The organism is Streptomyces sp. NPDC046197 (assembly GCF_040646295.1).
Taxonomy (GTDB): Bacteria; Actinomycetota; Actinomycetes; order Streptomycetales; family Streptomycetaceae; genus Streptomyces.
Genome location: NZ_JBEYZY010000003.1, coordinates 135,167 through 151,885, shown reverse-complemented (window position 1 = coordinate 151,885; position 16,719 = coordinate 135,167). Strand labels below are relative to the sequence as shown.

General features: G+C 70.4%; 15 protein-coding genes. 7 read left to right on the top strand and 8 right to left on the bottom strand.

The genetic code is table 11. The features are described from left to right. Window positions 1-65: 65 nt before the first annotated feature. From pgl to tkt, 5 genes are read right to left on the bottom strand one after another with little or no spacing between them, the layout of a single operon-like run. Entirely contained in the window at window positions 66-848 is a 783-nt protein-coding gene (pgl, locus tag AB0A61_RS05855) for a 6-phosphogluconolactonase (RefSeq protein ID WP_361286692.1), read from the bottom strand. Beyond that, complete coding sequence (gene opcA / locus AB0A61_RS05850; RefSeq protein WP_361286689.1) at window positions 845-1,897, bottom strand: glucose-6-phosphate dehydrogenase assembly protein OpcA; 1,053 nt, start codon at window positions 1,895-1,897, stop codon at window positions 845-847. Before opcA ends, pgl begins: the two co-directional genes overlap by 4 nt. Beyond that, window positions 1,894-3,432: a glucose-6-phosphate dehydrogenase gene (gene zwf / locus AB0A61_RS05845; RefSeq protein ID WP_361286686.1), complete on the bottom strand. Its 1,539-nt coding sequence runs from the start codon at window positions 3,430-3,432 to the stop codon at window positions 1,894-1,896. The genes opcA and zwf overlap by 4 nt, the downstream gene beginning before the upstream one ends. 4 nt (window positions 3,433-3,436) lie before the next feature. Next, window positions 3,437-4,555: a transaldolase gene (gene tal, locus AB0A61_RS05840; protein WP_361286683.1), complete on the bottom strand. Its 1,119-nt coding sequence runs from the start codon at window positions 4,553-4,555 to the stop codon at window positions 3,437-3,439. 34 nt (window positions 4,556-4,589) lie between these two features. Next, window positions 4,590-6,692, bottom strand: a complete 2,103-nt coding sequence (tkt, locus tag AB0A61_RS05835) for a transketolase (RefSeq protein ID WP_361286680.1) — start codon at window positions 6,690-6,692, stop codon at window positions 4,590-4,592. Window positions 6,693-7,100: 408 nt separating this feature from the next. Between tkt and AB0A61_RS05830 the strand changes: the two genes are divergently transcribed. The 3 genes from AB0A61_RS05830 (at window position 7,101) to AB0A61_RS05820 (ending at window position 9,681) form a co-directional block, all read left to right on the top strand. Next, window positions 7,101-8,054 carry a heme o synthase gene (locus AB0A61_RS05830; protein ID WP_361287309.1) on the top strand — a complete coding sequence of 318 codons (954 nt, stop codon included), beginning with the start codon at window positions 7,101-7,103 and terminating at the stop codon, window positions 8,052-8,054. 109 nt (window positions 8,055-8,163) lie between these two features. Beyond that, entirely contained in the window at window positions 8,164-8,484 is a 321-nt protein-coding gene (locus AB0A61_RS05825; protein ID WP_361286677.1) for a hypothetical protein, read from the top strand. Window positions 8,485-8,574: 90 nt separating this feature from the next. Continuing rightward, the gene (locus AB0A61_RS05820) at window positions 8,575-9,681 is read left to right on the top strand and encodes an amidohydrolase family protein (RefSeq protein ID WP_361286674.1); all 1,107 of its coding nucleotides are present in this window, start codon (window positions 8,575-8,577) and stop codon (window positions 9,679-9,681) included. 70 nt (window positions 9,682-9,751) lie between these two features. Here AB0A61_RS05820 and AB0A61_RS05815 read toward each other — a convergent pair whose 3' ends face one another. The 3 genes from AB0A61_RS05815 to AB0A61_RS05805 are packed head-to-tail and all read right to left on the bottom strand — an operon-like array spanning window position 9,752 to window position 12,507. Next, complete coding sequence (locus tag AB0A61_RS05815; RefSeq protein ID WP_361286671.1) at window positions 9,752-10,759, bottom strand: COX15/CtaA family protein; 1,008 nt, start codon at window positions 10,757-10,759, stop codon at window positions 9,752-9,754. 54 nt (window positions 10,760-10,813) lie between these two features. Then, a complete protein-coding gene (locus AB0A61_RS05810) occupies window positions 10,814-11,530 on the bottom strand; it encodes an ABC transporter permease (RefSeq protein ID WP_361287306.1) in 717 nt (238 codons plus the stop codon). A 53-nt stretch (window positions 11,531-11,583) separates the two neighbouring features. After that, on the bottom strand, window positions 11,584-12,507 hold the full coding sequence (locus AB0A61_RS05805; protein ID WP_361286668.1) for an ABC transporter ATP-binding protein: 924 nt from the start codon (window positions 12,505-12,507) through the stop codon (window positions 11,584-11,586). Between the two features lie 440 nt (window positions 12,508-12,947). Here AB0A61_RS05805 and AB0A61_RS05800 point away from each other — a divergent pair, with 440 nt between their 5' ends. From AB0A61_RS05800 to AB0A61_RS05785, 4 genes are all read left to right on the top strand, one after another. Continuing rightward, a complete protein-coding gene (locus AB0A61_RS05800; RefSeq protein ID WP_361286665.1) occupies window positions 12,948-13,700 on the top strand; it encodes an ArsR family transcriptional regulator in 753 nt (250 codons plus the stop codon). Further along, window positions 13,697-15,118, top strand: a complete 1,422-nt coding sequence (gene sufB, locus AB0A61_RS05795; protein ID WP_361286662.1) for a Fe-S cluster assembly protein SufB — start codon at window positions 13,697-13,699, stop codon at window positions 15,116-15,118. Before AB0A61_RS05800 ends, sufB begins: the two co-directional genes overlap by 4 nt. Before the next feature lie 90 nt (window positions 15,119-15,208). After that, window positions 15,209-16,393, top strand: coding sequence for a Fe-S cluster assembly protein SufD (gene sufD, locus AB0A61_RS05790; RefSeq protein WP_361286659.1), 1,185 nt, complete (start codon window positions 15,209-15,211; stop codon window positions 16,391-16,393). Beyond that, a complete protein-coding gene (locus tag AB0A61_RS05785) occupies window positions 16,390-16,713 on the top strand; it encodes a non-heme iron oxygenase ferredoxin subunit (RefSeq protein WP_361286656.1) in 324 nt (107 codons plus the stop codon). Before sufD ends, AB0A61_RS05785 begins: the two co-directional genes overlap by 4 nt. Window positions 16,714-16,719: the final 6 nt, after the last annotated feature.

Below are 16,719 nucleotides of genomic sequence, written 5' to 3'. Positions count from 1 at the left end.
ACCCGCATACGACGGGGGGGCGGTACCGAGATCCGGTACCGCCCCCCGTCGTATACGGTCACCGATCAGGGCGACGCCGGCGGATACAGCGACTTCGGCAGCTGGGCGGCCGCCGCCGTGTCCAGGAGCCACAGGGTGCGGGCGCGGCCCCGGGCGCCGGCCGCCGGAGCCTGGATCTCACCCGCGCCCGACAGGGCGATGGCGACCGCGTTCGCCTTGTCCTCGCCCGCGGCCAGGAGCCAGACCTCGCGGGCCGAGCGGATCGCGGGGAGGGTGAGGGTGGTGCGAGTCGGCGGGGGCTTCGGGGAGCCGTGGACGCCGACCACCGTGCGCTCCGTCTCACGGACCGCGGGATGTTCCGGGAACAGCGACGCCACGTGCGTGTCGGGACCGACGCCCAGCATGAGGACGTCGAAGGTCGGCACCGCGCCGTGGTTCTGGGGGCCCGCCGCACGGGCCAGCTCCTCGGCGTAGGCCTCCGCCGCCGCCTCGACGTCCGCGCCGTGCGGGCCGTCCGACGCGGGCATGGGGTGTACGCGCTTGGGGTCCAGGGGCACGGAGTCCAGCAGGGCCGCCCGTGCCTGCGTGACATTGCGCTCGGGGTCGCCCTCCGGCAGGAACCGCTCGTCGCCCCACCACAGGTCGAGCCGGCCCCAGTCGATGGCGTCACGGGCGGGTGCCGCGGCCAGCGCCGCCAGCACGCCGTTGCCGTTGCGGCCGCCGGTCAGGACCACGGACGCCGAGCCCGTCGACGCCTGGGCGTCGACGATCTTGGTGATGAGGCGGGCCGCGGCGGCCCGCGCCATCAGTTCCTTGTCCCGGTGGACGACCAGCTGCGGGGTGCTCACTTCGCCGTCGCCTTTCTCGTCGGAACCTTCTTGGCAGTCCGGGAAGCCGCCCGCTGGGCCGGCGCCTTGGCGGCCTCCTCCTCGGGTGCCGCAACCGTGAGGGGATCACCGGCCGGAGCCGCCGGCCCGTTCACCCGGTCCACGCCGTACCGCAGCGCGGACGCGTAGGTGTCGTCCGGGTCCAGCCGCCGCAGTTCCTCCGCGACCAGCTCGGCGGTGTCCCGCCGCTTGAGCGCCACCGCACGCTCCGGCTGACCCTCTATGGACAGCGTCGCCAGCCTGCCGTCGGCCCGGTCCAGGGTGATCGGCCCGCAGGTGGTCTCCATGCGGACCGCGGTCAGCCCCGGACCGGCCGACAGCGAGCGCTTCACCGGTACGTCCAGCCGGTCCGCGAGCCACATCGCCAGCAGCTCGCAGCTCGGGTTGAACTCCTCGCCCTCCACCTCGACGGCCTTGACCTCGCACGTGACCTGGTCGAGGGCAGCCGCCAGCATCGAGCGCCACGGCGTGATGCGGGTCCACGCCAGATCCGTGTCGCCCGGCGTGTACGCCTCCGCCCGCGCCGCGAGCTCCCGCACCGGCTGCTCGGCCGCGTACGTGTCGGTGACCCGGCGCTGGGCGAGGGCACCCAGCGGGTCGTTGGCCGGGTCGAGCGGGGCGTTCACCGGCCACCAGACCACGACCGGGGCGTCCGGCAGCAGCAGCGGCAGGACCACCGACTGGGCGTGGTCCGCCACTTCGCCGTACAGGCGCAGCACCACCGTCTCGCCGGTGCCCGCGTCCGCGCCCACCCGCACCTCGGCGTCCAGACGTGAGGACGTGCGGTCACGAGGGGTGCGCGAGACGCGCCTGATGACCACCAGCGTGCGCGAGGGGTGCTCGCGCGAGGCGTCGCCGGCGGCCTTCAGGGCGTCGTAGGCGTTCTCCTCGTCGGTGACGACGACCAGCGTGAGCACCATGCCGACGGCCGGCGTGCCGATGGCGCGGCGGCCCTGCACCAGCGCCTTGTTGATCTTGCTTGCCGTGGTGTCGGTGAGGTCTATCTTCATGGCCGGCGCCAGCTCCGTCCGTCTCGTGCGAGCATCTCGTCGGCTTCCACCGGGCCCCACGTGCCCGACGGGTACTGGGCGGGCTTGCCGTGCTTGTCCCAGTGGGCCTCGATCGGGTCGAGGATCTTCCAGGACAGCTCGACCTCCTCGGTGCGCGGGAAGAGGTTCGAGTCGCCGAGCAGGACGTCCAGGATGAGACGCTCGTACGCCTCCGGGCTGGACTCCGTGAAGGACTCGCCGTAGGCGAAGTCCATCGACACGTCCCGGATCTCCATCGAGGTGCCCGGCACCTTGGAGCCGAAGCGGACGGTGACGCCCTCGTCCGGCTGGACGCGGATGACGATCGCGTTCTGGCCGAGTTCCTCGGTGGCCGTGGTGTCGAAGGGGGAGTGCGGTGCCCGCTGGAAGACGACCGCGATCTCCGTCACCCGGCGGCCGAGCCGCTTGCCGGTGCGCAGGTAGAAGGGGACGCCCGCCCAGCGGCGGTTGTCGATCTCCAGCTTGACCGCGGCGTAGGTGTCGGTCTTCGACTTCTTGTCGATGCCCTCTTCCTCGAGGTAGCCGATGACCTTCTCGCCGCCCTGCCAGCCGGCCGCGTACTGCCCGCGCACGGTCGCCCTGCCGAGGTCCTTGGGCAGTCGCACCGCGCCGAGCACCTTCTCCTTCTCCGCCGCCAGCGCGTCCGCGTCGAAGGAGGCCGGCTCCTCCATGGCGGTCAGCGCGAGCAGCTGCAGGAGGTGGTTCTGGATGACGTCACGGGCGGCGCCGATGCCGTCGTAGTAGCCGGCGCGGCCGCCGATGCCGATGTCCTCGGCCATGGTGATCTGCACATGGTCCACGAAGGACCGGTTCCAGATCGGCTCGAACATCGTGTTGGCGAAGCGCAGGGCCAGGATGTTCTGGACGGTCTCCTTGCCGAGGTAGTGGTCGATGCGGAAGACCTGCTCGGAGGCGAAGACCTCGTGCACGATCGCGTTGAGCTCCTCGGCCGACTTCAGGTCGTGACCGAAGGGCTTCTCGATCACGGCGCGCCGCCAGGAGCCGTCGGTCTGGTCGGCCAGCCGGTGCTTCTTCAGCTGCTGGATGACCACGGGGAAGGACTTCGGCGGCACCGACAGGTAGAAGGCGAAGTTGCCGCCCGTGCCCTGTGCCTTGTCCAGTTCCTCGATCGTCCCGCGCAGCCGCTCGAACGCGTCGTCGTCGTCGAAGGTGCCCTGCACGAAGCGCATGCCCTGGATGAGCTGCTGCCAGACCTCCTCGCGAAACGGCGTGCGCGCGTGCTCCTTGACCGCGTCGTGCACGACCTGCGCGAAGTCCTCGTGCTCCCAGTCCCGGCGGGCGAAGCCCACCAGGGAGAAGCCCGGCGGCAGCAGACCCCGGTTCGCGAGGTCGTACACGGCGGGCATGAGCTTCTTGCGCGACAGGTCACCGGTGACGCCGAAGATGACCAGGCCCGACGGCCCCGCGATACGCGGGAGCCGTCGGTCGGCGGGGTCACGGAGCGGGTTCGCTCCGGTGGCGGTATGACGCGCCAAGGTTTCAGCCTTCCGCGGGGGCGAGGCGCTCCAGCTCCGCCTCGGTCGACTTCAGCAGGTCGTTCCAGGACGCCTCGAACTTGTCGACGCCCTCGTCCTCCAGGACCTGGACCACGTCGTCGTAGGAGATCCCGATCCGCTCCAGCGCGTCCAGGTCGGCACTGGCCTGCTCGTACGTGCCGGCGATGGCGTTGCCGCGGATGTCGCCGTGGTCCTCGGTGGCCTGCAGGGTGGCCTCCGGCATGGTGTTGACCGTGTTGGGGGCGACCAGTTCCTCGACGTACATGGTGTCCTTGTACGCCGGGTCCTTCACGCCGGTGGAGGCCCACAGCGGACGCTGCTTGTTCGCGCCCGCGTTCTCCAGCGCGCTCCAGCGGTCGGAGGAGAAGACCTCCTCGTAGGCCTGGTAGGCGAGCCGTGCGTTGGCGATGCCCGCCTTGCCGCGCAGCGCCTTGGCCTCGGGCGTGCCGAGCGCGTCGATCCGCTTGTCGATCTCGGTGTCCACACGGGACACGAAGAAGGAGGCCACCGAGTGGATCTTCGACAGGTCCAGGCCCTTCTCACGCGCCTTCTCCAGGCCCGTGATGAAGGCGTCCATCACCGCGCGGTAGCGCTCCAGCGAGAAGATCAGCGTGACGTTGACGCTGATGCCGTTCGCGATCGTCTCGGTGATCGCCGGCAGACCCGCATGGGTAGCCGGGATCTTGATGAGCGTGTTCGGACGGTCCACCAGCCAGGCCAGCTGGCGCGCCTCGGCGACCGTCGCCTTGGTGTTGTGGGCCAGGCGCGGGTCGACCTCGATGGAGACCCGGCCGTCCTGGCCACCGGTGGCCTCGAAGACCGGGTGCAGGATGTCGGCGGCGTCCCGGACGTCCGCCGTGGTGATCATGCGGATGGCCTCTTCGACGGTGACCCGGCGGGCGGCGAGGTCCGACACCTGCTGGTCGTAGCCGTCGCCCTGCGAGATGGCCTTCTGGAAGATCGTCGGGTTGGTGGTGACGCCCACGACGTGCTGCTGGTCGATCAGCTCGGCGAGGTTGCCGGACGTGATCCGCTTGCGCGACAGGTCGTCCAGCCAGATCGCGACGCCTTCATCGGAGAGGCGCTTGAGTGCGTCTGTCATGGAAATTGCATCTCCTACGTGTCGTATATGAGCGTCAGCGCTGGGCGGCGGCGAGGGATTCCCGGGCCTTGGCGGCCACGCTCTCGGCAGTGAAGCCGAACTCGCGGAACAGGACCTTGGCATCGGCGGAAGCACCGAAGTGCTCCAGGGAAACAATCCGACCGGCGTCGCCCACGTACTTGTGCCACGTCAGACCGGTGCCCGCCTCGACGGCCACGCGCGCCTTGACAGCCGGGGGCAGGACGCTTTCCCGGTACCCCTGGTCCTGCTCCTCGAACCACTCCACGGACGGCATGGACACCACGCGGGTGGGAATGCCGCCGGCCTGGAGCTGCTCGCGCGCCTCCACCGCCACGTGGACCTCGGAACCGGTGGCGATGAGAACGACCTGCGGCTCGGTGTTCTGCCCTTCGGGCCCCTCGGCCTCGAACATGACGTAACCGCCGCGCGCGGCCTCCTCGTTGGGCTCGTACGTCGGCACGCCCTGGCGGGTGAGGGCCAGACCGTGCGGGGCGCCCTTGCCGAACTCCTTGGTCCAGCGCTTGAGGATCTCGCGCCAGGCGATGGCCGTCTCGTTGGCGTCGGCCGGGCGGACGATGTTCAGGCCCGGGATGGCGCGCAGCGAGGCCAGGTGCTCGACCGGCTGGTGGGTGGGGCCGTCCTCGCCCAGGCCGATGGAGTCGTGCGTCCACACGTACGTCACCGGCAGGTGCATGAGGGCCGACAGGCGCACGGCGTTGCGCATGTAGTCGGAGAAGACGAGGAAGGTGCCGCCGTAGACACGGGTGTTGCCGTGCAGCGTGATGCCGTTCATCGCGGCGGCCATCGCGTGCTCGCGGATGCCGAAGTGGATGGTGCGGCCGTAGGGGTTGGCCTCCGGCAGCGGGTTGCCCTCGGGCAGGAAGGACGACGTCTTGTCGATCGTGGTGTTGTTCGATCCGGCCAGGTCGGCGGAGCCGCCCCACAGCTCGGGGAGGATCTCGCCGAGCGCCTGCAGCACCTTGCCGGAGGCGGCGCGGGTGGCCAGGGCCTTGCCCGCCTCGAAGACGGGGATCTTCTCGTCCCAGCCGGTGGGCAGTTCGCCCTTGCTGACGCGGTCGAACTCGGCGGTGCGCTCCGGGTTGTCGTCCCGCCACACCTGGAAGGACTTCTCCCACTCGGCCTTGGCCTGGCGGCCCCGCTCCAGGGCCTTGCGGGTGTGGTCCAGCACCTCGTCGGAGACCTCGAAGTGCTGCTCGGGGTCGAAGCCGAGGACGCGCTTGGTGGCCGCCACCTCGTCCTCGCCGAGCGCCGAGCCGTGGGCGGCCTCCGTGTTCTGCGCGTGCGGTGCCGGCCAGGCGATGATGGAGCGCATCGCGATGAAGGACGGCCGGTCGGTGACCGCCTTGGCCTCCTGGATCGCGGCGTGGATGGCCTGGGGGTCGAGGTCGCCGTTCTCCTTGGGCTCCACGCGCTGCACGTGCCAGCCGTAGGCCTCGTAACGCCTGACGGTGTCCTCGGAGACCGCGGTCTCGGTGTCGCCCTCGATCGAGATGTGGTTGTCGTCCCACAGCAGAACGAGGTTGCCGAGCTTCTGGTGACCGGCCAGCGAGGACGCCTCGGCGGAGATGCCCTCCTGCAGGCAGCCGTCACCGGCGATGCAGTAGACGAAGTGGTCGAAGGGGGACTCGCCCTGTGGGGCCTGCGGGTCGAACAGCCCGCGCTCGTAACGCGCGGCCATCGCCATGCCCACCGCGTTGGCGACACCCTGGCCGAGCGGGCCGGTCGTGGTCTCGACGCCGACCGTGTGTCCGTACTCGGGGTGTCCCGGGGTCTTCGAGCCCCAGGTCCGGAAGGACTCCAGGTCGTCCAGCTCCAGGCCGAAGCCCGCCAGGTACAGCTGGATGTAGAGGGTCAGGGAGGAGTGGCCGGCGGACAGCACGAAGCGGTCGCGCCCCACCCACTGCGGATCGGCCGGGTCGTGGCGCATCACCTTCTGGAAGAGGGTGTAGGCGGCCGGGGCCAGGCTCATCGCCGTACCGGGATGGCCGTTGCCGACCTTCTGTACGGCGTCGGCGGCCAGGACGCGCGCGGTGTCCACGGCGCGCTGGTCCAACTCGGTCCACTCGAGGTCTGTGGTGGTCGGCTTGGTGCTCACCCTGGGTCAGGGCTCCTCTCCACATGTCGGATGCCGGTGTACGTGAGCGCGCACCGGCTGCCGGCGTTCTGACACGGGCCGGCCGCTGTCGAGCCTACCCCCGTGAGGACGTGCGTTTTTTCGAGTGTTTCCAGACTGCCGGGACTGCCGGAGATCCGCCTCCCGACCAGGCCGGAGTGCATTCGGCAACTGAATACGCAGCCGCTCATCCGATCGCTCAATCGAGCCCCTGCGCGCCCGTCGGACGACCACCTGATCGGGGGTGGCCGCGTGTGCCGGAGCACATCGGCCAACACGAGCACACCCCCGCGAATGTCCGGGTCTGGGCAACGTCTACAGTGGCGTGGTACGCGCGAGCCTTTACCGTGAGTTCACACGGTGGGGCTCGCTGGGATGTCTCTGTCAGGGGTGTGCGTGACGGCCGTCGAATCCCGTCCAGCGGGGCTGCTCGATGCGAGCCAGAACTCGAGCCACCGGCCGTTCGGGGCCCGTGTCAAGGCGTTCGTGGCGCTGACCAAGCCGCGGATCATCGAGCTGCTGCTGATCACCACCGTTCCGGTGATGTTCCTCGCCCAGCGGGGTGTGCCGGATCTGAAGCTGGTGCTGCTCACCTGCGTCGGCGGCTACCTCTCGGCGGGCGGCGCGAACGCGCTGAACATGTACATCGACCGCGACATCGACGCCCTCATGGACCGCACCTCCCAGCGCCCGCTGGTCACCGGCATGGTCAGCCCGCGCGAGTGCCTCGCCTTCGGCATCACGCTGGCGGTCGTCTCGACGCTGCTGTTCGGATTCACCGTCAACTGGCTGTCGGCATGGCTGTCGCTCGGAGCGCTCCTCTTCTACGTCGTCGTCTACACGATGATCCTCAAGCGGCGTACGTCGCAGAACATCGTGTGGGGCGGCATCGCCGGCTGCATGCCGGTGCTGATCGGCTGGTCCTCGGTCACCAACTCGATGTCATGGGCGCCGGTCATCCTCTTCCTCGTCATGTTCTTCTGGACGCCGCCGCACTACTGGCCGCTGTCCATGAAGGTCAGGGAGGACTACGCGCGCGTGGGCGTGCCGATGCTGCCGGTCATCGCCTCCAACAAGGTGGTGGCCCGGCAGATCGTGATCTACAGCTGGGTCATGGTGGCGGTCTCCCTGCTGCTGACCCCGCTCGGCTACACCGGCTGGTTCTACACGGCGGTCGCCCTGGCGGCGGGAGGCTGGTGGCTGTGGGAGGCGCACGCGCTGCAGAACCGGGCCAAGACCGAGGTGACCGGCGGGAAGCTGAAGGAGATGCGCCTGTTCCACTGGTCCATCACCTATGTGTCGCTGCTGTTCGTGGCGGTGGCGGTGGACCCCTTCCTTCGCTAGGCGCGTTCCTGCGGCAGGGCACGGAGGCATCGAGGCGGGCGGGGTGCGTGGTCAAGGCCACGCACCCCGCCCGTCGCCGTTTGATCTACCCGTCGGTAGCATCCTGACCATGGCAGACACGCAGCAGGTTGACGCGAGGGCCGAGCGCAAGGTGACCCGGCTCGTCCGGCAGATCGGCGCCTTCTCCAAGGCCCACGGAGGGGCCGAAGGACACGTCGAGTACATCGGGGAGCGCGGCGCCCGGATCGTCCTCGTCGGCGAGGACGGCACGTGGGGCGACCTGGTGGCGCCCGCGTACCCCATCGCCGAGCAGGCGGTGCACAAGTCCGGGATCACCGTCCACGACTCCTTCGACGGCGAGTTCGCGGCCAAGGTGAACACGGGCCCGTACGAGTGGAAGAGGATGGCCGGCATCCAGCTCGGCGGCTGACCGACGCCGGCCCCGCGACCGACCGCGACCTGAAACCCCGTTCACCCGTTAGGACGGGTAAGTCAGCGCAGCGTCCCGCGGGGAGTCCGGATGATCGAAACGCCGTCCCTCGTGGACCAGTACTGCCACGGCGTACTGAGAACGGAGCTGGGCCTCGGCACCTTCGAGGCCCAGCTGGCCCGGACCGAGGGCCCGCCCGCCGCGGGCACCACCCTGTTCGACACCCAGACCGGTTTCGCCGTGCGCCGCTGGTGCCCCCCGCTGCTCGGCCTGGAGCCGCACTGCCCGCCCGCCCGCTATCTGGCCCGGCGCCGGGAACTCGGCGTACCGGAGGCCGGCCGCAGACTGCTGCGCGGCAGCGGCATCACCACCTACCTGGTCGACACCGGGCTGCCCGGCGACCTGACCGGCCCCGCCGAGATGGCCTCGGCGGGCGACGCCGCCGCCCACGAGATCGTGCGCCTGGAGCTCCTCGCCGAGCAGGTGGCCGACACCTCGGGGACGGTCGAGTCGTTCCTCGCCAACCTGGCCGAGTCGGTGCACGGCGCCGCCGCGCACGCCGTCGCCTTCACCTCCGTCGCGGGCGTACGCCACGGCCTCGCGCTCGCCCCCGAGCCACCGGGTCCGGGGGAGGTACGCGGTGCCGCGGGGCGCTGGCTGGCCGGGCGCCGGGTGGGCGGGGAGCTGAGCGACCCGGTGCTGCTGCGTCACCTGCTGTGGATCGCCGTGGCCACGGGCCGCCCGCTGCAGTTGCACGCCGGGCTGGGCGAGCCCGGCCAGCGCATCGACCGCACGGACCCGGTCCTGCTGACCGGCTTCGTCCGTGCCACTGCCGGACTGGGCACCGACCTGGTCTTGCTGCACGGCTATCCCTACCACCGTCACGCAGCCCACCTCGCCGGTGTCTTTCCGCACGTGTACGCCGACTCGGGCGCCGCCCTGGTGCGCACCGGGGCGCGGGCCGCGACGGTCCTGGCGGAGATCCTGGAGCTGGCCCCCTTCGGCAAGATCCTCTTCTCCAGTGGGGCCCACGGGCTGCCCGAGCTGCACGTCGTGGGGGCGCGTCTGTTCCGGGAGGCGCTCGGACGGGTGCTCGGCACCTGGGTCGCCGAGGGCGCCTGGTCGCTGAGCGACGCGCAGCGCGTGGCCGGACTGATCGCGGCGGGCAACGCCACGAGGGTGTACGGCCTGACGTGAGCCGGTGGGGTGCGTCAAGGCCTCAGGCACTCAGGACCTGAGCATCGGAGCACCCGAACACCTGATGCCCTCAGGACTTGGCCAGCGCCGCCTCGGCGGCGGGGCCGGGCAGATCGGCCACCACCTCCGGCCGTTCGCGCAGCGACAGCAGCACCCGCAGCGCCCCGATCCACACCAGGCACGAGCCCAGCATGTGCAGGCCGACCAGGACCTCGGGGAGGTGGGTGAAGTACTGCACGTAGCCGATGACACCCTGGCCGAGCAGGATCAGGAACAGCTCACGGGTGCGGTGCAGCGGACCGCTGGGCGCGTCGACCGCCTTCAGTACGAACCACAGGGCGAAGGTCAGCGTCACCACGATCCAGGCCAGTACGGCGTGCAGCTTGGCCACCGTCTCCCAGTCGATGGGGATCCGGGTGACCTCCTTGGAGTCGCCCGCGTGCGGTCCCGCCCCGGTCACCACCGTGCCCACGGCGATCAGCAGGACGGTAGCGGTGACCAGGAACCAGACCAGTTGCTGCACCGCCTTGCCGGCCAGCGGACGCGGCGCCGCGTCACCCTCCCGGGTGCGCTGCCACATCACGGTGGCGACCGTGATGAGCGCGGTGGACAGCAGGAAGTGCGCCGCGACGGTGTACGGGTTCAGGCCGACGAGCACCACGATGCCGCCGAGCACCGCGTTGCCCATGACCACCCAGAACTGCGCCCAGCCCAGCCGGGTCAGGCCGCGCCGCCACGGTTTCTGGGAGCGCGCCGCGACGATCGCCCAGCCGACGGCCGCGCACAGCACGTAGGTGAGCATGCGGTTGCCGAACTCGATGACACCGTGCACGCCCCTCGCGCTGGTGGTGGCCAGCGAGTCGTCGGTGCAGGTGGGCCAGGTCGGGCAGCCCAGGCCCGAGCCGGTCAGGCGGACGGCGCCGCCGGTGACGACGATGATCACCGACATCACGAGTGCGGCGAGGGCCGCCCGCCGGACCGTCCTCGGATGCGGGGTCCAGCGGTCGGCGATGAAGGCGAGCGGGTTGCGCGCGGCGGACACGACGTCGGCGCGGGTCAGGTTTGGCACGCGTTCCATCGTAGGACGCCGCTTGTGCACGCTTTCACGAGGGTCCATCGGTGCGTCCCGCCCCTACTCCCAGCGGAAGAACTTCCCGGCGGCCGCCAGCCCCACGACCGCCCACACGGCGAGGATCCCCAGATCGTCCCAGGGCATCCCGGCGCCGTGCTGCAGCACGGCGCGCAGCCCGCCGGAGAGCGCCGAGATGGGCAGCAGCTGCAGCACGTGCTGGGCACCGGCGGGGAACTTGTCCAGGGGGACGATCACCCCGCCGCCGACCAGCAGCAGCAGGAAGACGAGGTTGGCGGCGGCCAGGGTGGCCTCCGCCTTGAGGGTCCCGGCCATGAGCAGGCCGAGCCCGGAGAAGGCGGCCGTACCGAGCACCAGGAGCAGGAGTACGGCGAGCGGGTTGCCGTGCGGCGACCAGCCCAGGGAGAAGGCGATCACCGTCAGCAGGACCACCTGGAGGATCTCCGTGACCAGGACGGAGGCGGTCTTCGCCGTCATCAGGCCCCAGCGGGGCAGCGGAGACGAGGCCAGCCGCTTCAGCACGCCGTACCGGCGCTCGAAGCCGGTGGCGATGGCCTGCCCGGTGAACGCCGTCGACATCACCGCGAGCGCGAGGATGCCGGGGGCCAGGAAGTCGACGGCCCTCCCCCTGCCGGTGTCCACGATGTCCACTGAGCTGAAGAGCACCAGCAGCAGCGTCGGGACGACCACCGTGAGCAGCAGCTGCTCGCCGTTGCGCAGCAGCATCTTCGTCTCCAGCGCCGCCTGCGCCGCGATCATGCGGGGCAGCGGGGCCGCACCGGGCCTGGGGGCGTACGTACCGGTTGCGGTGGTCACGAGCGCAGCTCCTTGCCGGTCAGCTCGAGAAAGACATCCTCCAGGGTGTGCCGCTCGACCGAGATGCGGTCCGGCATCACCCCGTGCTGCGCGCACCACGACGTCACGGTCGCCAGCAGCTGCGGGTCGACCTTTCCGACGACCCGGTAGGCGCCCGGCGTCAGCTCGGCCGCCGTGGAGTCGGCGGGCAGCGCCTTGAGCAGTGACGCCACGTCCAGGCCGGGCCGGCCGGTGAAGCGCAGGGTGTTCTCGGCGCCGCCGCGGCACAGCCGCTCCGGGGAGCCCTGGGCGATGACCCGGCCGGCGTCGATGATCGCGACGTCGTCGGCGAGCTGTTCGGCCTCCTCCATGTAGTGCGTGGTGAGGATCACGAACACCCCGTCCGCGCGCAGGTCGCGTACCAGGTCCCAGGTGGCCCGGCGGGCCTGCGGGTCGAGACCCGCCGTCGGCTCGTCGAGGAACACCAGCTCGGGGCGGCCCACCACGGCCATCGCCAGCGCGAGCCGCTGCTGCTGGCCGCCGGACAGGCGCCGGTACGTGGTCCGCCCGCAGCTGCCGAGGCCCAGTCGCTCGATGAGGGCGTCCACGTCGAGCGGATGGGCGTGCAGCCTGGCCGTGTGCCGCAGCATCTCGTCGGCGCGGGCGCCGGAGTAGACGCCGCCGGACTGGAGCATCACGCCGATGCGGGGGCGCAGCTCGGCGGACTGTCTCACCGGGTCGAGGCCCAGGACGCGCACCGTGCCGGAATCCGGCTTCCGGTACCCCTCGCAGGTCTCGACCGTCGTCGTCTTGCCGGCGCCGTTGGGGCCGAGAACGGCGGTCACACCTGGCTGGGCCGCCAGGTCTAGGCCGTCCACCGCGGTCTTCGTGCCGTACCGCTTCACCAGGGCCTGGACCTGGACCACGGGCTCACTTCGCATGGGTCCAGAGTCTAGGTAGGCGCGGCGGGCCCCGGGTGGGCGGGTGCGAGAACTCCTCCTCACGGGGCCGGCGCACCGCGATTCACCGTTCGGCGTAGGCCACGGCGTCCGCCGCCGGGAGAGCGCCCGGACCCGGCCGGGTGAACTCGGCGAGCGATGCGCCGGAAGAACCGGGCCGGGCCGACGCCCGGCCCGCGCCGTGGTGCGGTGATGGTGCCCCGGGTGACAAGAGGGCTGGTCGGAGGGGGTGTGGGAGTGGTCGGGGAGTCTCGCGGGAGGGGGCGCGCGGCGCCGCCGGAGGGATCGCCGGATCCACTCGCTCTGATCGATCAAAGATCGTTTCCGCAGGTCGGATTAGGTAGCCCTAAGTGACGCAGGGCACCGCCGGCCCGTCCGGGCGCCGCTTGTCAGTCTCTCGGGAATTACGCAACAATGGCGTTGTGAAAAACGTCGGCGAGGCTCGGGAGACCCCCATGGGTGCCCCTCAGGAGGAGCTCGCGGCCGGTGTGCGCTCGGACCGCTCCACGCGCAACCGGGTCGCGCGGTCCATCCTGGACCACGGCCCGTCGACCGTCGCCGAGCTCGCCGGCCGGCTGGGACTCACCCAGGCCGCCGTGCGGCGCCACCTGGACGCCCTGGTCGCCGACGACGTCGTGGAGGCCCGGGAGCAGCGGGTGTACGGCACGCGCGCGCGTGGCCGCCCCGCCAAGGTGTTCGCGCTCACCGACTGCGGCCGGGACGCCTTCGACCAGTCGTACGACAAGCTCGCCGCGGACGCGATGCGCTGGATCGCCGAGCGTGAGGGCGGGCAGGAGGCGGTCGTCGCCTTCGCCCGAGCCCGGATCGCCGCGCAGGCGAGGGCGTACCGCAAGGCGATCGAGGCCGTCACCCCCGACAAGCGTGCCGAAGCGCTGGCCAAGGCCCTGAGTGTGGACGGGTACGCTGCTACGGCGCGCAGCGCGCCCCAGCCCCAGAGGGGTGAGCAGCTCTGCCAGCACCACTGCCCGGTGGCCCACGTTGCGGAGCAGTTCCCCCAGCTGTGCGAGGCGGAGACGGAGATCTTCGCCGAGCTGCTCGGAACGCACGTCCAGCGACTGGCGACCATCGCCCACGGCGACGGCGTCTGTACGACGTTCATCCCCAAGATTTCCACTGACGCATCTGCAAGCACGGCCGGGAGGAACCCCGCATGACTCTCCCCACGGAGACTGCCCACCCCGAACTCGAGGGTCTGGGCAAGTACGAATACGGCTGGGCCGACTCCGACACGGCTGGTGCCTCTGCCAGGCGCGGCCTGAACGAGGAAGTCGTCCGCGACATCTCGGACAAGAAGTCCGAGCCGGAGTGGATGACGAAGTTGCGCCTCAAGGGCCTGAAGCTCTTCGAGAAGAAGCCCATGCCGAACTGGGGCTCGGACCTGTCGGGGATCGACTTCGACAACATCAAGTACTTCGTGCGCTCCACGGAGAAGCAGGCGGAGTCCTGGGAGGACCTGCCCGAGGACATCAGGAACACGTACGACAAGCTCGGCATCCCCGAGGCGGAGAAGCAGCGCCTCGTGGCCGGTGTCGCGGCCCAGTACGAGTCGGAGGTCGTCTACCACCAGATCCGCGAGGACCTGGAGGAGCAGGGCGTCATCTTCCTCGACACCGACACCGCGCTGAAGGAGCACCCGGAGCTCTTCAAGGAGTACTTCGGGACCGTCATCCCCCCCGGTGACAACAAGTTCGCGTCGCTGAACACGGCCGTGTGGTCGGGCGGCTCCTTCATCTACGTGCCGCCGGGCGTCCACGTCGAGATCCCGCTCCAGGCCTACTTCCGCATCAACACCGAGAACATGGGCCAGTTCGAGCGGACCCTGATCATCGTCGACGAGGGTGCCTACGTGCACTACGTCGAGGGTTGTACGGCCCCGATCTACAAGAGCGACTCCCTGCACAGCGCGGTCGTCGAGATCATCGTCAAGAAGAACGCCCGCTGCCGTTACACGACCATCCAGAACTGGTCGAACAACGTCTACAACCTGGTCACCAAGCGCGCCGTGGCCTACGAGGGCGCGACCATGGAGTGGATCGACGGCAACATCGGCTCCAAGGTGACGATGAAGTACCCGGCCGTCTACCTGATGGGCGAGCACGCCAAGGGCGAGACCCTCTCCATCGCCTTCGCGGGCGAGGGCCAGCACCAGGACGCCGGTTCCAAGATGGTCCACATGGCGCCGAACACCTCGTCGAACATCGTCTCCAAGTCGGTGGCGCGCGGCGGCGGCCGCACTTCGTACCGCGGCCTGGTCGAGATCGGCGAGGGCGCGGCCGGATCGAAGTCGAACGTGCTCTGCGACGCGCTGCTGGTCGACACGATCTCCCGCTCCGACACGTACCCCTACGTGGACGTCCGCGAGGACGACGTGTCCATGGGCCACGAGGCAACCGTCTCCAAGGTCTCCGAGGACCAGCTCTTCTACCTGATGAGCCGTGGCCTCTCCGAGTTCGAGGCGATGGCGATGATCGTGCGCGGCTTCGTCGAGCCGATCGCCAAGGAGCTGCCCATGGAGTACGCGCTGGAGCTCAACCGGCTGATCGAGCTGCAGATGGAGGGCGCGGTCGGCTGACGACCGCCCTCGTCGGCAGCATGCGGCCCGCCTTTCGAAGGGGCGGGCCGAGGGTCACCACTGACTTAGGAAGAGAGCACAACGACAGCCATGGCTGAGGCCCAGAACATCCCCGTGGGGACGACCACCGCGGGCTCGATCGCGGTGGCCGCCGAGTCGACCGTCGCCACGCGCATGAGCGCGCCCCCCTCCTTCGACGTGTCGGACTTCCCGGTCCCGCACGGCCGCGAGGAGGAGTGGCGGTTCACCCCGCTGGAGCGGCTGCGCGGCCTGCACGACGGCACCGCCGTCGCCGACGGCGAGGGCGTGAAGGTCGACGTCCAGGCCCCCGAGGGCGTCACCGTCGAGGCCGTCGGGCGCGACGACGCGCGGGTCGGCAGGGCCGGCACCCCGGTGGACCGTGTGGCCGCCCAGGCGTACTCCGCCTTCGGGAAGGCCTCGGTCGTGACCGTCCCGAAGGAGACCGTCCTCACCGAGCCGATCCGCATCGCGGTGCACGGCGAGGGCGGGACCGCCTTCGGCCACCAGGTGATCGAGCTGGGCGCCTTCGCCGAGGCCGTCGTGGTCATCGACCACACCGGCGACGCGGTGCTCGCCACCAACGTCGACTACCTCCTGGGCGACGGCGCCAAGCTGACCGTCGTCTCCGTCCAGGACTGGGACGACAAGGCCGTGCACGTGGCCCAGCACAACGCGCTGGTCGGCCGGGACGCCTCCTTCAAGTCCGTGGTCGTGACCTTCGGCGGTGACGTGGTCCGCCTGCACCCGCGCGTGACCTACGCCGGCACCGGCGGTGAGGCGGAGCTGTTCGGCCTGTACTTCACCGACCGCGGCCAGCACCAGGAGCACCGCCTCCTGGTCACCCACAACACCCCGCACTGCAAGTCGAACGTCGTCTACAAGGGCGCGCTCCAGGGCGACGACGCGCACGCGGTGTGGATCGGTGACGTCCTCATCGAGGCCAGGGCCGAGGGCACCGACACCTACGAGATGAACCGCAACCTCGTCCTCACCGACGGCGCGCGGGTCGACTCCGTGCCGAACCTGGAGATCGAGACCGGCGAGATCGTCGGCGCCGGCCACGCCTCCGCCACCGGCCGCTTCGACGACGAGCAGCTCTTCTACCTGATGGCCCGCGGCATTCCGGAGCACGAGGCCCGCCGCCTGGTGGTCCGCGGCTTCTTCGCCGGGCTGGTCCAGCAGATCGGCGTCGAGGACATCGAGAAGCGTCTCATCGCCAAGATCGAGGAAGAGCTGGAGGCGTCGGTCGCATGAGCCAGGCCTTCGTACGCGCGTGTGCGCTGAGCGAGCTGGACGAGGACACCCCCAAGCGGGTGGAACTCGACGGCACGCCGGTGTCGATCGTGCAGACCTGCGGCGAGGTGTACGCGATCCACGACATCTGCTCCCACGCGAACGTCTCGCTCTCCGAGGGCGAGGTGGAGGACTGCCAGATCGAGTGCTGGCTGCACGGCTCCAGCTTCGACCTCCGCACCGGCAAGCCGTCCGGCCTTCCCGCTACGCGCCCCGTCCCCGTATACCCCGTAAAGATCGAAGGGGACGACGTGCTCGTCTCCCTCACCCAGGAGTCCTGAGGCACC

Coding starts and splice junctions, on each gene's coding strand:
- opcA (WP_361286689.1), bottom strand. CDS start 1,897: ATGAAGATAGACCTCACCGACACCACGGCAAGCAAGATCAACAAGGCG.
- tal (WP_361286683.1), bottom strand. CDS start 4,555: ATGACAGACGCACTCAAGCGCCTCTCCGATGAAGGCGTCGCGATCTGG.
- AB0A61_RS05825 (WP_361286677.1), top strand. CDS start 8,164: ATGGCAGACACGCAGCAGGTTGACGCGAGGGCCGAGCGCAAGGTGACC.
- AB0A61_RS05820 (WP_361286674.1), top strand. CDS start 8,575: ATGATCGAAACGCCGTCCCTCGTGGACCAGTACTGCCACGGCGTACTG.
- AB0A61_RS05815 (WP_361286671.1), bottom strand. CDS start 10,759: ATGGAACGCGTGCCAAACCTGACCCGCGCCGACGTCGTGTCCGCCGCG.
- AB0A61_RS05810 (WP_361287306.1), bottom strand. CDS start 11,530: ATGATCGCGGCGCAGGCGGCGCTGGAGACGAAGATGCTGCTGCGCAAC.
- AB0A61_RS05805 (WP_361286668.1), bottom strand. CDS start 12,507: ATGCGAAGTGAGCCCGTGGTCCAGGTCCAGGCCCTGGTGAAGCGGTAC.
- sufB (WP_361286662.1), top strand. CDS start 13,697: ATGACTCTCCCCACGGAGACTGCCCACCCCGAACTCGAGGGTCTGGGC.
- sufD (WP_361286659.1), top strand. CDS start 15,209: ATGGCTGAGGCCCAGAACATCCCCGTGGGGACGACCACCGCGGGCTCG.
- AB0A61_RS05785 (WP_361286656.1), top strand. CDS start 16,390: ATGAGCCAGGCCTTCGTACGCGCGTGTGCGCTGAGCGAGCTGGACGAG.